The sequence below is a fragment of the Paenibacillus montaniterrae genome (genome assembly GCF_018403185.1).
In the GTDB taxonomy this organism is placed as follows: domain Bacteria; phylum Bacillota; class Bacilli; order Paenibacillales; family Paenibacillaceae; genus Pristimantibacillus; species Pristimantibacillus montaniterrae.
Genome location: NZ_BOSE01000010.1, coordinates 125,278 through 138,425, shown reverse-complemented (window position 1 = coordinate 138,425; position 13,148 = coordinate 125,278). Strand labels below are relative to the sequence as shown.

The 13,148-nt window shown below is 46.1% G+C and carries 10 protein-coding genes; 1 reads left to right on the top strand and 9 read right to left on the bottom strand.

Annotation, left to right across the window (positions count from 1 at the left end; all coding sequences use genetic code 11):
• Positions 1–26: 26 nt before the first annotated feature.
• The 5 genes from KJS52_RS21915 to KJS52_RS21895 form a co-directional block, all read right to left on the bottom strand.
• Positions 27–1,424, bottom strand: a complete 1,398-nt coding sequence (locus tag KJS52_RS21915; protein ID WP_213519429.1) for an ABC transporter substrate-binding protein — start codon at positions 1,422–1,424, stop codon at positions 27–29.
• A gap of 118 nt (positions 1,425–1,542) precedes the next feature.
• Positions 1,543–3,171: a response regulator gene (locus tag KJS52_RS21910; RefSeq protein ID WP_213519428.1), complete on the bottom strand. Its 1,629-nt coding sequence runs from the start codon at positions 3,169–3,171 to the stop codon at positions 1,543–1,545.
• Positions 3,171–5,009: a sensor histidine kinase gene (locus tag KJS52_RS21905; RefSeq protein WP_213519427.1), complete on the bottom strand. Its 1,839-nt coding sequence runs from the start codon at positions 5,007–5,009 to the stop codon at positions 3,171–3,173. Before KJS52_RS21905 ends, KJS52_RS21910 begins: the two co-directional genes overlap by 1 nt.
• Before the next feature lie 147 nt (positions 5,010–5,156).
• Positions 5,157–5,990, bottom strand: a complete 834-nt coding sequence (locus KJS52_RS21900; RefSeq protein ID WP_213519426.1) for a carbohydrate ABC transporter permease — start codon at positions 5,988–5,990, stop codon at positions 5,157–5,159.
• Between the two features lie 16 nt (positions 5,991–6,006).
• Positions 6,007–6,915, bottom strand: a complete 909-nt coding sequence (locus KJS52_RS21895; protein WP_213519425.1) for a carbohydrate ABC transporter permease — start codon at positions 6,913–6,915, stop codon at positions 6,007–6,009.
• A 280-nt stretch (positions 6,916–7,195) separates the two neighbouring features.
• Between KJS52_RS21895 and KJS52_RS21890 the strand changes: the two genes are divergently transcribed.
• Positions 7,196–7,882, top strand: a complete 687-nt coding sequence (locus KJS52_RS21890) for a hypothetical protein (protein WP_213519424.1) — start codon at positions 7,196–7,198, stop codon at positions 7,880–7,882.
• Positions 7,883–7,909: 27 nt separating this feature from the next.
• On the opposite strand, the gene KJS52_RS21885 is transcribed toward KJS52_RS21890, so the two are convergent.
• From KJS52_RS21885 to KJS52_RS21870, 4 genes are all read right to left on the bottom strand, one after another.
• Entirely contained in the window at positions 7,910–8,746 is an 837-nt protein-coding gene (locus tag KJS52_RS21885; protein ID WP_213519423.1) for an SPL family radical SAM protein, read from the bottom strand.
• Positions 8,747–8,890: 144 nt separating this feature from the next.
• Positions 8,891–9,772: an N-carbamoylputrescine amidase gene (gene aguB, locus KJS52_RS21880; protein ID WP_213519422.1), complete on the bottom strand. Its 882-nt coding sequence runs from the start codon at positions 9,770–9,772 to the stop codon at positions 8,891–8,893.
• Between the two features lie 527 nt (positions 9,773–10,299).
• Positions 10,300–11,343: an agmatine deiminase family protein gene (locus tag KJS52_RS21875; protein WP_213519421.1), complete on the bottom strand. Its 1,044-nt coding sequence runs from the start codon at positions 11,341–11,343 to the stop codon at positions 10,300–10,302.
• Positions 11,344–11,401: 58 nt separating this feature from the next.
• Complete coding sequence (locus KJS52_RS21870) at positions 11,402–13,144, bottom strand: sensor histidine kinase (RefSeq protein ID WP_213519420.1); 1,743 nt, start codon at positions 13,142–13,144, stop codon at positions 11,402–11,404.
• Positions 13,145–13,148: the final 4 nt, after the last annotated feature.

The window sequence follows — 13,148 nt, the reverse complement described above, 5'->3', positions numbered from 1 at the left end:
CGAGCCTTTTTGATTGTTTATACGATTTACTGTCCGAACACCTTGCCTGGATTAGCCGGATCAAAATCCGGATATTGAATTCGTTCAACCTTATTGTCTGCAATCGCCTTATCGTATGCAGCATTGTAGCGTTCATTCAAATCTGCAAGCCCTTTGTCAACATCCAGCGAGCCTAAAATAATGGCGTTGAAAATAAAATACATATCATTTCCTTCAGGAATAACGCCTGTTGGCAGCGGCGGCCAAATTTTATCATGCTCAGTAAGCGCCAGCTCAGGCCAGTTTTGAATGGTAGTCGGGTTTTCCGCTACTTCAAGCACAGAAGGAACCATAACAAGGCCAAGTCCATTTTCATGATAGCCGGCCAGCAGCTCATCACTGTACAGAAACTCCATAACCTTCCACGCCTGATCCGGATGCTTTGTATTCGCATTCATAAAATACCAGCGTCCTGCCAGATTAAGATGCTGAGAGCCTGTCACCGTTTCCTCGATGGTTGGAAGCTGTGCGACACTCCAATTTTGCTCGGTAGGGAACTGATTCATATATACGCCTGGCTCTGAATGATTCCAGGAAATATACATGCCGATCTTGCCTGCGGCAAATTGCGTGCGCAGCGGATCAATATCCAGCGACTCGCTGCCTGGAAATGCTGCGCCGGATGTAAAGATTTCCTTGTACGCTTCCAGAATCGGTTTATAGCCGCTGAAATCATATTTGCCGTTGACAAAATCATAGCCGGCCTCGACTCCGCCGCTTCTCATTAAAATATAGTCTACCGAACGAGACAATGCTTGAGCGGGATTTTTAAGATTTGCTGCAAAGCCATAAATGCCCTCACCTTTTAATTGGTCAGTAATAAGCGTTGCAACCTCTACCATCTCGTCTAGCGTTTTAGGCGGCTCAGTTACGCCAACCTTGTCAAATATATCTTTATTATAGAACAATCTAGGCGTTGTGCTAATAGCTGGAAGTGAATAAATGTTGCCGTCTATCACGTTAATGCCCTCTACAAACGCGCCCTCGCCAAATCTCTCTTTAAACGCTGGCGTTACGAAATCGTTAAGCGGTGCCAAGTTCCCTTTTAGCAAATGATCATTAAAGGCTGTCGCCCCATCAAAAAATACATCCGGTCCTTCGTTGGTCGCCATTGCAATATCTAATGACTGGGTGTAGTTGTCCGAATAAATTTGATAGTCGATTTCAATATTGTGTTCGTTTTCCGCATTAAATGCTGCGATTTTTTCATTCATATACTCTTGATCGGCGCGATTCATCGTCCATACTTTAATTACTGTTTTTTTGCCTTCGGTAACGCTTTCATTTTCCTGTGAAGAAGAATTGCCGTTCCCTGAATTGCTTCCACATGCTGTAATAAGCGACAACACGAGCATCGTTGCCAGCAGTGCCATTGACTTTTTCATTGACCTCACCTTTCTGGTTGTTGCCTGTAGTAGTTTGTTTGTTCATGTAGATTCTATCAAACTACTACATTCGCTATAATCCAAAAAACGCAGATTCCATGTTAAGAAAACACAGGTTTTACAGCAAACCGCTTTGCAGCGCTTCCCGGTACTCGGACGGAGTCATCGCATAATACTTTTTAAAGCAGCTTGAGAAATAGCGCTGCTCCTCAAAACCGACCTTTTCGGCAACATCCTGTATTTTCAGCAGCGGGTCCTTCAGATAGACGACAGCATGCTCCATACGGATTCGCGTTAATTGCTCCACAAACGATTCCCCTGTTTCCTGGCGAAAGAGCTGACGCAAATAATTTGGGCTTAAAAACAGTCTGGAAGCCACCGCGCTAATGGAAAGGCTGCTGTCTGAAAAATGCGCCTCGATATATTGCTTCACCTTTTCCACATGCGAAACACCCTTATGCAGCGCGCTTTTTTCCATCTCTGCAATGCATCGCCCTACAAAATGCTCCAGCCACCTTTGCAGCTCGGAGACGAGGTCCAGACGATAAACATTAACATATGGATCAATATCAGGCTGCTGCAGCAGCGGACTTAAATCAAGCTTGGCATCCTGCATAATTCTTAATAAGGACATCGCCAGCTCCAGAATCGATAATTTCACCCAATGGGGATGTGCGCCTTGAATCGAGGTAATGTCCTCAATATAGTTATGAATGCATTGCATAGCGCGCGCTTTATTTAATAGCTTCACCTGCAAAATCAGTTCCTCAGCGCGGCTTCGCTCCTGCGTTTCCGGTACAGATAACGAGGCCAGCTCCTCGAAGTTCAGGATGACCTGATTTTTGACTGACAAGCGGTAAAGCATCGCCTCCTGAGCTTGCTTATACGATAATGCCAGATCGGCAATTGACTGCGAAATCGAACCAAGCGCAATATTCAAATGCTCCAGCTGCAAATTATTATGCAGCGCTTTTTCCAGTCGCAGCAAATATTGATTGATAACAGCAAAGCTTAGCTCCTTCGTGCTTTCGCTGCTGCCGATAAGCAGAACAAGCTCGCGATCTCTAACAAAAAAGCTGTGCACGTCGAGATCCTGTATAAATCGGCTCGCCGCTCCGGCAACAATATCAGTCATCATCGCATCGGCAAGAAATGCGCCCGCAGCATGCTCCTCGCTTATATGGTAGCGAATTAGGGCAGCCGCATAGTAGCTCCGATCAAAGGAAATACCAAGCTGATGCGCTCGTTCTATATATTCGCTACCGTCCTTTCTCCCTTCAATCAGATTGCGATAAAGCCGTTCGCGGTACAGCGGCAGACTCTCCTCGACAATGCGCTGGATTTCAGACTGATTTTTATGGAACAAATGCTTTTGATCCAATTCATCAGCAATTTGCTGCAAGCGTGCGGCAAGGTGATCAGATTCGACCGGCTTTAGCAAGTAGTCGTTCACTGCCAGCCTTAAGCCTTGCTGCGCATATTCAAAATCATCATATCCGCTAATAATAACGATCGCTGCATCCACATTTTCAGCCTTCACCTGCTCAATAAACTCGAGACCGTTCTGGATCGGCATTTGAATATCTGTAATAATGAGATCAGGTGCATATTCCAGCGTCATGCTTAATGCCTGCTCGCCATTATGCGCCTCGTAAACGCGATTAAACTGCGGGCATTGGGTGCGAATGACGCGTGCAATGCCTTCCCTTATAAATTCCTCGTCATCAACGATAAGCACGGAATACATTATGCTTCTCCCCCTTCTTCAGCTTGCAATGGAATACAAGCGGTCACCTTCGTTCCCTTCCCAGCTTCGCTCTCCACATGAAGTCCGTATGCTTTGCCAAAATAGAGCTTGATTCGATCATTCACATTAAATAAGCCATAGCCGTCCGCCGTTTCCTCCTGAACCGCTTGTAAGTGCTTACAAATCAACTTTAGCTTTACCGGATGCATGCCGGGTCCATTGTCTTCAACCGACAGCTTCATGCAAGCTGCGTCACGCTCCGCGCGGATCATGATCCGCCCAGGGCGATCAAGCTGCTTAATGCCGTGATAGATCGCATTTTCCACCAACGGCTGTAAAATGAATTTGACCGTTTTACAATGCTCAATCGCTGGATCGATATATACCTCATAGCTGAATTGGTCATGATAGCGCGTTTGCTGGAGCGATAGATAGCTCGCAATATGCGCCATTTCTTCCTTTACGGTAATGATTTCTTTGCCACGGCTAAGCGATATGCGGAAGAAAGCAGCAAGCGTTGTAATCATGCCGGCAATGTCGGACTTGCCTTCCTTCTCTGCCTTCCATTTAATCGTATCCAGCGTATTGTATAAGAAATGCGGCGTCATTTGCGACTGAAGCGCTTTAAGCTCAGCTATTCGCTTCAAGCGCTGCTCTTTCTGCACCTGTTCCTTTTCCGCTTGCAACTGCGCAATATAGTTGTTTTTTTGCTCGATCAAATCATTGATTTCCTCAGTCATAAAATTGAAGGCACGCCCCAAGTTTCCTACTTCATCTCGGTGAGCATATTCAAAGCGACTATTAAATTGCCCTCTTCGCACCCTTTGCATAGATTTCTCCAGCATGCGCAGCGGCTTGCTTATCGTAGACGCCGTCAGCAGCGCAAATACAACACCTGCGATTACGCTGACCAAAATAATGACCAAGGAGTACAGCTTAATATGATTGAGCTTGTCCAGCAAACTTTTCTGCGACTGTATATTGACGAGCGTCCAGGGAGCAACGTTCATTTTCACATAATGGATCATATAGGAATCATTTACATAGCTTTTGCTCATCATGCCCTGCTGCTCGTTCAGCAAGCTGTCCCATACCTCTGAAGCAGAGAGCAGCAGCTCTTTGGACTGCGCATCTCCTACGATAATTTCCCCAGTAGCATTGTCAACAATAAGCATGGAGCTGCCCTCGGCAGACAAAGAATCTATTAAATACTGCATCATTCTCTCTTCCTTCAAATGAACGACCATATACAGCTCCTCGCTATAGCCGCTGATCGAAAAACGTACAACAAATGAAATGACGTCATCATTGCTGCGATACAGCTCGCTTTTCGAGCTAGGAAACCAATAGACGAAGGAATTGGGCTTCTCCATTATTTCCTTGTACATCTCAGTCTCCGAAAATTGAACCGTGCTATTGTAAGGCAGCGACAGATCATAGAAGCTTTCCTTGGGCGTATATAAAAACATGGATGCGATAAACGGCTCTGAGTAGCGCATTTCCATAAACACATTGGAAAAATAGCTTAACGCAGATGCATGATGCCTCGGATCGCCATCTATTAAAAATCTTGCCGCCGTTTCATTGAACAGACTGTCCGTTCTTAAGGAGAAAATGCGCGTAATAATGCCCTTTAGCTTTTCATTGAGATAGTTGTTGACCTGGGTTACCATTTTGGAAGCATGCACCGCTTCTGTTTCTGTCGTCACCTCCGCTGCATTGCGGTATAGAAAATAGCCTGATATGACAGTTGAAGCTACGATAAGCGCCGTACATAATAGAGCGATTTTGCTGCGTAAGCGCATACTAAAAAAATTGGAGCTCAATCTTTTTTTCATCTTAACGACCCGCCTTTAACTAAGTAGCACAGCAGCATATTCAATGCCGAAAACGCCGCACCCTATTGGAAAATAAAGGACGCGACGTTATGACTAATCATTCAGCTGAAAAAGTCAGGCTTGCAGCAGCGAGAGAGGTTAGAGCGGTTAGCCCTTCACTGCTCCGGCAGTAAGCCCGTTAATAAACTGACGGTTGGCAAATATATAAACGATAATGATCGGAATAATGGCGATCGATGCGCCTGCCGTCATAATGTGCAGCTCTGCAGCCGCATTAGCGGAATAGCGCAAGCCAACTACAGCAACCGTAAGAGTTTTAATGCTTTGGTTGGAAATACTAAATACTAGAGACGTAATATAATCATTCCATGCGAGACGGAAGGAAAACAAAGCGACAACGCCAAGAATTGGGCGTATTAAAGGCAAAATCAACGACATATAAATTTTGAAATAGCCTGCTCCGTCCATTATTGCCGATTCATCCAGCTCTTTCGGAACCGTTTTAATAAATCCGATCGTTAAAAATATATTGCTGGCCTGCCCGCCTGTTAGCACCAGGGCTAGTCCCAGCAGGTTGCCAGTCAAGCCAAGATCATTCATGAGCATATATTGAGGGAACAGCGTAATCGGACCCAACGCTACAAACATAACGGATAAGTATGCGGCCAGCAACACTTTTTTTCCTGTAAAATTATGTCTAGCGATTACATAAGCGGCCATGGAAGAGGTGATTAGCGAGAAAAGCATCGTTAAGCCGCTTAAATATAGGCTGTTCCATGTAAATTTTAAAAATTGCGCTTTTTGAAAAGCATCGACATAATTGGAAAAGTGCCATTCTGAAGGAAAAAACTTTCCCCCTCCCTGCAATTCCAAATTTGTCTTAAATGATCCTAAAATCGTGTACAGCACCGGGTAGACGGTAAATATGATCATAACTGCCAGAAATATAATAATGAGCAGACGAGTTGCCGTTTTCTTCATATGTGCGCCTCCAATCCTAGAAGATGTCGTCGAGCTTTTTAGATACAAACAAATAAATCGCTGTAATGATTCCCAATATAATTCCCGTCACGACGCTGGCGGCAGCCCCGTAGCCAATTTGCGGCTGAATTGCGGAAGTCGTGCTAATAGGGAAGAAAAGCTGGTACAAATAAAGAAATACGACCTGAGTTTCTCCGAGCGGACCGCCTTCCGTCATAACCATTATGCTTTGAATATCCTGGAATGCCGCCAAAATAGCGAGCATAAGCACGATTCGGAGCACCGGTCCCAGCATCGGAAGTGTTATTTTAAACAGGCGCGGCCAATAAGTAGCTCCGTCAAGCTCTGCGCTTTCATAAATATCTTTAGGGATCGTTTGCAGTCCGGATAAGAAATAGACCATGTAATTTCCTACCCCGCCCCAAACGGCCACCAAAATAACCGACACCATCGCGAGGGAAGTGCCGAGCCAGTTAATCGGCTCCTGAATAATGCCGATCGACAGCAGCAAGCGATTCAAATCCCCGTTATATACATTGAGCAGCAAATAAAACATTAACGCCATTACAGCAGAGCTCATAATGGTCGGGCTAAACACAATCGCTTGCACAAGCGTATTCCCCTTGAACGGGATATTCAAAATCATCGCCAAAATTAAAGCTAGTGGAATAATTAAAACAAGCTTGCCCGCTGCATACTCAAAAGTGTTAAGAAGAGAGCTCCAATACACATCATCCCTCGTAAACAAACGTACAAAATTGTCCAAGCCGACAAAGCTTGCAGATCGTATGCCGTCGTAATCGAACAGCATATAGCGCAATGACCAGACGATCGGATAAACCGTTAAGCTAATAAACAAAATTAAATTCGGGAGCAGCATGGCATACAGCTGAGAATTCAATTTGCTTCTTGATTTCGATTTCATATCATCACCTCAGTAGTAGTAGAAGTTCCGTCCTTTTTTGATTGCGTTTACATTTCATATGCACTATATCACGCAAGCCTTGAGGCTGATAATCGAAAAAATGCAGGTTATATGTATAAAATCAATAGGATGTAAGTGTAATAAACGGTCCAGCGTAATTTCATTGGGACCCAGCCAAATGAAATTGGGATTGGTATAAGCAAGCAAGTTACTTTATTGGTAGATTTAGAATATACTGTAATAGTTGAGGTGATAATTTTTATCAGAGGGATGAGGTAGAATGAAAGCGAAATTAGTAGGGGGAATTGCGGTTGTAGTTTTAATACTTGGAGCAATGATATATAGTTTTTATAGCAGTAACAATTTAAACAATAATAGCCAAACCTTAACTGGTTCATTGGCTACGCCGACACCAACGCCAACAGCGACTCAATCTTCTGCACCAGTGGTCACAGACAAAGAAGTTGATCTTATGCCAGCAGCTAGCCCAGCCCCTGGTTTGGACCCTGCCTCTTCCTCTTACCTTGATTCCATCACAAACGATGAGCATATTCGAGAACAACTATATCGGATGTATGGACGTTTTAATGGTTTGATCGGCAATTACGATAATTATAAGACGACTACAGAAGAAGAATGGAAGGAGCTATTAGGCTATACGTTTTTGAGCGTAGCAGTCTATGAACGATTTGCTGAAGTAACAAGCAGCGAGGAATTAAAAAAAGACTTCACTAATCTCGCTGCACTAGTCAGTTTTGTTCGTGATGGCTTAGAGGACGGTACATACTCAGAAGATCATATCAAGGCGTTGCGATACGCCTATGAAATTATTAATGATATACAAGCGTGGTCATTGCCTCAACCAGGTGATGATTTGAATGTTCGCCACAAATTTGGAGCCTCCTTTGCACTGACAAACCACGAGCAAGCAAGCCTGATTGACGATTGGATCATCAACAACCTGTAAACGAATCAACTGCCAGAAATTCATGCTTCACGCTTTCGGAAAAGCTTGCTGCTTGGAAACATGGATCATCGCTTGCGGGAAGCTTTTTTTGAAGTAGCTTTCAACTCGCGTATGAATGTCGCTGCGATACCATTCCTCCAGCCCGTGTGCGGCAAATAATTGAGGCATGCCTAGCCGTTCCGAGCGCTTACCCTTCATGCCGTCGCCAAGCATAAGCGTATCGATCCAAATGCGATCGACAATACCCTGCAAAGCAGCTGGGAAGTTCGGCGTAAATGGAAGCACCGGTGAAATTGCAGCCTGTGTCCGGATTCCCGCTTGATGCAGTGTGCTTAATGCTTTCAGGCGCAGCTTAATTCCTGGTGCATATGGTGCAAACACTCGCTTCATATCCTCGCGGTCTGTTTCAACGGTGATCGAAACAAGCAGCTCGCATTTTTTACTTAGCTGAACTAATAAATCGAGATCCCGTGTAATGAGCGGGCTTCTGGTCTGGATTTGCAACAGGTCTGGCGGATCTTCAAGCATAGCCTGCAAAATCGCCCGGGTCACTTCCGCCTTCCGCTCAATCGGCTGGTACGGATCGGTGGCCGAGGACATAAAAAGATTGACGGGCTTGCTGGCACGACGAAGTCTGCGAAGCTCGGAGCGATAAATTTCCGCAGCATTTGTTTTAAGCTCCAGCCACGTACCCCAAGGCGTATCTTTAAACGTTTGAATCGGCATCTCTCTTACATAGCAATAGCTGCAAGCAAAGATGCAGCCGCTGTATGGATTGAGCGAGTGTGTAAAGCCAATATCCAAATAGCCTTGCGCCTTGCTTAATATGCTTTTCGATACAATATTTTTTACCGCAATATCCATGCCAGTCCACCTCCGTTCGTCTCCAGCTGCTATTCCTTCAAGCAGAAACACCTTCAAGCCGCCAATTCTGCTTCGGCTGCGAACCTGAGCATGAACGACTAATCTTGAAGGTGTATAATTGCTTAACGATTGTTTATCTACGGCCTATTTTACAAAACGCTCACTGCCATCGTATGTGCCGATAATGCCATACAAATCAGGACGGCGGTCACGGAATACGCCCCATTCAATGCGCATCGTTTCAATTTGCTCGAGGTCAAATTCAGCAACGAGCACCGTTTCCTCGCTCCGTCCAGCCTCAGCCACCTTGTTGCCCTGTGGACCAGCAATAAACGATGAGCCATAGAAGGTAATTGTTGAATCCTCGTCGCTTTCTACGCCAACGCGGTTGGATGCCACAACAGGCACCAGATTGGAGCCTGCATGTCCCAGCATGCAAACCTGCCAGTGATCCTTGGAATCGATGCCGCTATCCTGCGGCTCCGAGCCGATCGCGGTTGGGTAGAACAAAATTTCCGCGCCCATCAACGCCATGCAGCGCGCCGCTTCAGGATACCATTGATCCCAGCAAATGCCGACGCCAATTTTCGCGTACTTTGTATCCCATACTTTAAAGCCGGTATCGCCAGGATTAAAATAAAACTTTTCCTCATAGCCAGGACCGTCCGGAATATGGCTTTTACGATACTTGCCCAAAATTTCACCATCGGCATCAATAACGACTACAGAATTGTAGCGCGCATTGTTCTTCTTCTCATAGAAGCTGATCGGCAGGACAACGCCAAGCTCCTTCGCTACTTGCTGAAAGTGCAAAATCGCCGGATTTTTTTCCTGCTCAGTAGCATAAGCATAATAATCCGCCTTTTCCTTCTGGCAGAAATAATACGTTTCAAACAGCTCCTGCAGCAAAATAATTTGCGCACCCTGCGCTGCAGCCTCACGCACAAAACGATCAGCCTTCGCAATATTCTCTTCACGAGTTGCCTCACAGCTCATTTGCGTAGCTGCCACCTTAACCTTTCTCACAACGAATCTCCTCCAATCATTTATATTGTAAATCACGTATCTGCTTTGTAAATCAGCGCTCCGGAGTAAAGCATCCTCCAGTCGCTTTTTAAATCGTAATGCTCTTATTATATTTTTTTAAGGTTGCATTACGATGTTAAAGGCGACCCACTGCGTTTTTCGGATGCTTTGCTCCTCCGCTGGTGCCCTTTCTTGGCAGCCATTCCCAAGAAGCTTGCATGCCAAAGAAAGCCAGGAGCGCAGCGTAGGCACTTGCTACCTGAGCACCGTAAATTTCGGCTGAGTTTCATATTCGACGTCGACTATGCTACAACGCCCAGCATCGTCATCAACTTCGGACTTTTTAAACTTCCGCTTACAATGAAAGTTTAAAAATTCGGCTTTCAGGACCAAGAAGCTTGGACGCTAGTAGAAAACGAGGAGCGCAGCGTAGAGCAGAGCTACGTGAGCACCGCAGTTTTCGCTAGCGTTCAAGATTCGCCGTCGACTATGCTACAGCGCGTAACATCGTCATCAAAGTCCAACTTTTACACAACCGCTACAGAGGGGAGCTGTTGGGTTGTGCAGTGCACATTCCCCCCTTCACTCACCACTCCCATACCGTTAACCGTGCGAATGCGGCGGTCAGGGAATGCTGCTGCCAGTGCAGCAATCGCTTTTTGATCGGTTTCACTGGCTGCTCCGCCAAACACTGGCAAAATGATGCCGCCGTTGACGAAGTAGAAATTCAAGTAGCTGAGCGTCAAGCGCTCGCCTTCATAATAAGCCGCAGGCGGCTGTTCGATTTCAATAATGTCCAGCTTGCGTCCTTTAGCGTCCACCGCCTGCTGTAAAATTTGCAGGTTGCGATGGGTAATTTCGTAGTTTTCGTCGCTTGGATCGTAGCACATTTGCAAAATAACTTTGCCCGGTGCAGCGAAGCAGGCAATATTGTCGACATGTCCGTCTGTTTCATCGCCGCTTAAGCCTCGCTCAAGCCAAATGATGGTGTCAATGTTGACATATTGCTTGAGCAGCTCAAAAATTTGCTCGCGCGTCAGCTCCGGATTGCGGTTTGGATTAAGCAAGCACTCTTCCGTTGTAAGCAGCGTGCCTTCGCCATCAGTATGAATCGAGCCGCCCTCCATAACGAGCGGCGCATCAAATTGCATTGCTCCAACATGCTTTATTATTTGCGGTGCTACAGCATCGTCCAAATCCCATGGCGAATATTTGCCGCCCCACGCATTAAAGCCCCAGTTCACTCCCGCCAGCTTGCCGTCCGGCGATGTCAGGAAGGTTGGCCCATTGTCGCGCAGCCAAGCATCATTATGCTCAATGACTAGCAAATCAACAGGATACGGATGATCGCTGCCAAGTTGAGCTCGCACAGCTTGCTGATCAACAGCATTGACCAGTACGGTCACTGGCTCAAACTCAGCCATCGCTGTAATAATTTCAGCATACGCCGCGCTTACCTCTTTATAGTTTTGCGGATGGCACATTGACGATTGAATCGGCCATGAAATAAAGGTCCGATCATGCTTTGCCCACTCCGCCGGCATTGTAAATTGTTGCGTTCTTGGATTCATAGTTCCCTCCACCATCTACATATAATCAGCTCGCCTCATTATACAGCAAAATTCGCTACTATTCGATGCTAATATTTTGCAAGATCGGCAGGCTAATTTTCACGGCTGTTCCGTACTCGCTGCTGTTCATTGTTACCCCATATTTCGGTCCATGCAGCAGCACGATCCGATGATGCACATTTTCAATGCCAATGCCGGATACGGGCCGCTTTATTTTCTTTTGTGCGGCTGCCTGCGAGCCTACGCCATCATCGAGCACTTCTATAAGCAGCCGATCCTCCTGCTGTCTGACAAAGACATAGATATTGCCCTTCGCGACGCCTGGAAATGCATGAAAAAAGGCGTTCTCGACAAATGGCTGGATAATGAGCTTCGGTACAAGCAGCTCCAGACAGTCTGGCTGAACATCGAAATGCACTTGAATTTGCTCGCCGTAGCGGATCTGATTAATGTACACATAATGCTTCAAGCTCTCAATCTCGCTGTGCACCGAAATGGTGTCCTCCGTTTTGCCAATCGTGTTTTGCAGCATCGCGCTCAGGCTTGTAATCGTTCGGTCAACATCGTCAATCCGATTCATTTTCGCCAAGTATTTTATAGAGGTTAGCGTATTATATAAAAAATGCGGATTGATTTGCATTTGCAGCGCGTTTAGATCAGCCTTGCGCCGTTCGTTTTGTTCAAAGACAACCTGCTTCGTATAGTTGTCGATTTCCTTGACCAAATGATTGTACGTCTTCGTCACAACCTTGACCTCATAGCTCGTATTTTCCTGCAAAGGATGCGGCTGCAGAGCATCAATTCTGCTTGATTGCATCGTATCGACCAGCTCATAAAGCGGCTTCGAAATACGTCTTGTAATGACATATACCGCCACCATTATAGCTACGCTAAGCACGAGCACGACCTGCACAATGCGAATAGCAATTTGCTGCAGCGGCGCAAAGGCGACGCGCTGGTTAATTTCCTGCAGCAGATAGGCATCGAATTCCGGTATATAAAGCGAAATATACGTATAGCCGTCCTTCGTTTTCATGCCGTAATAGCTCTCGGTATTCGCGATCGCAGCGTGCTCAAGCAGCTCCGGCTGCTGCGTGCTGGTCAACTCCCGCTCGCTGCTGGAGAGCGCATAGCCGCCTGCAGACACAAGCGATATGCGTGAGCCCGGTGTCAAATACGAGCTGTAGCGATTATAAATCGTTTGCTCGTCCATAATGACGATTGCATAGCCGTACATCGTGCGCCGATCCATTAACGGCTTCGTGGCGAAAATGTATCGCTCATACGGCACCGTGTCGGCAAATAAATGCTGGCTGCCATGATACAGCACCTTCTGTGCGACAAGCCCGTCCTCCGTCATAAAATCCTCGACGATGTTTGGCGGAATCTGGTCCCATTTTAAAGCGTTGCTGGAATAATTGCGGTTTTGGTTAGCACCAATGCCCGACACGATAAAATGCGTATTGTCCGGGCTTAAATAATCTTTGTACGTCTCAATATATCTGCCAAGCTCAATAATAATGTTCAAGCGGTCCAGCGTAGATTCGGCAGGACGCGTCAAATATTGCTTGAAGGCGTCACTGGTGTTGATTTGCACCATCGTATTTACGATTTGCTCATTGTATTTTAGCAGCTCGTCCTTTACAAGCCGCAAATTGACGGTAGCATTTTGCTTCGTCTGCTCCAGCAAAATGCGCTCGGAGATTTGCGAAGCGGCAAGCGTCAGCACGCCGGAAATAATAATCGTCGCAACGAGTACGACGATAAAAAACTTCATAAATATACTATTGCGCTTTAGCATGCGA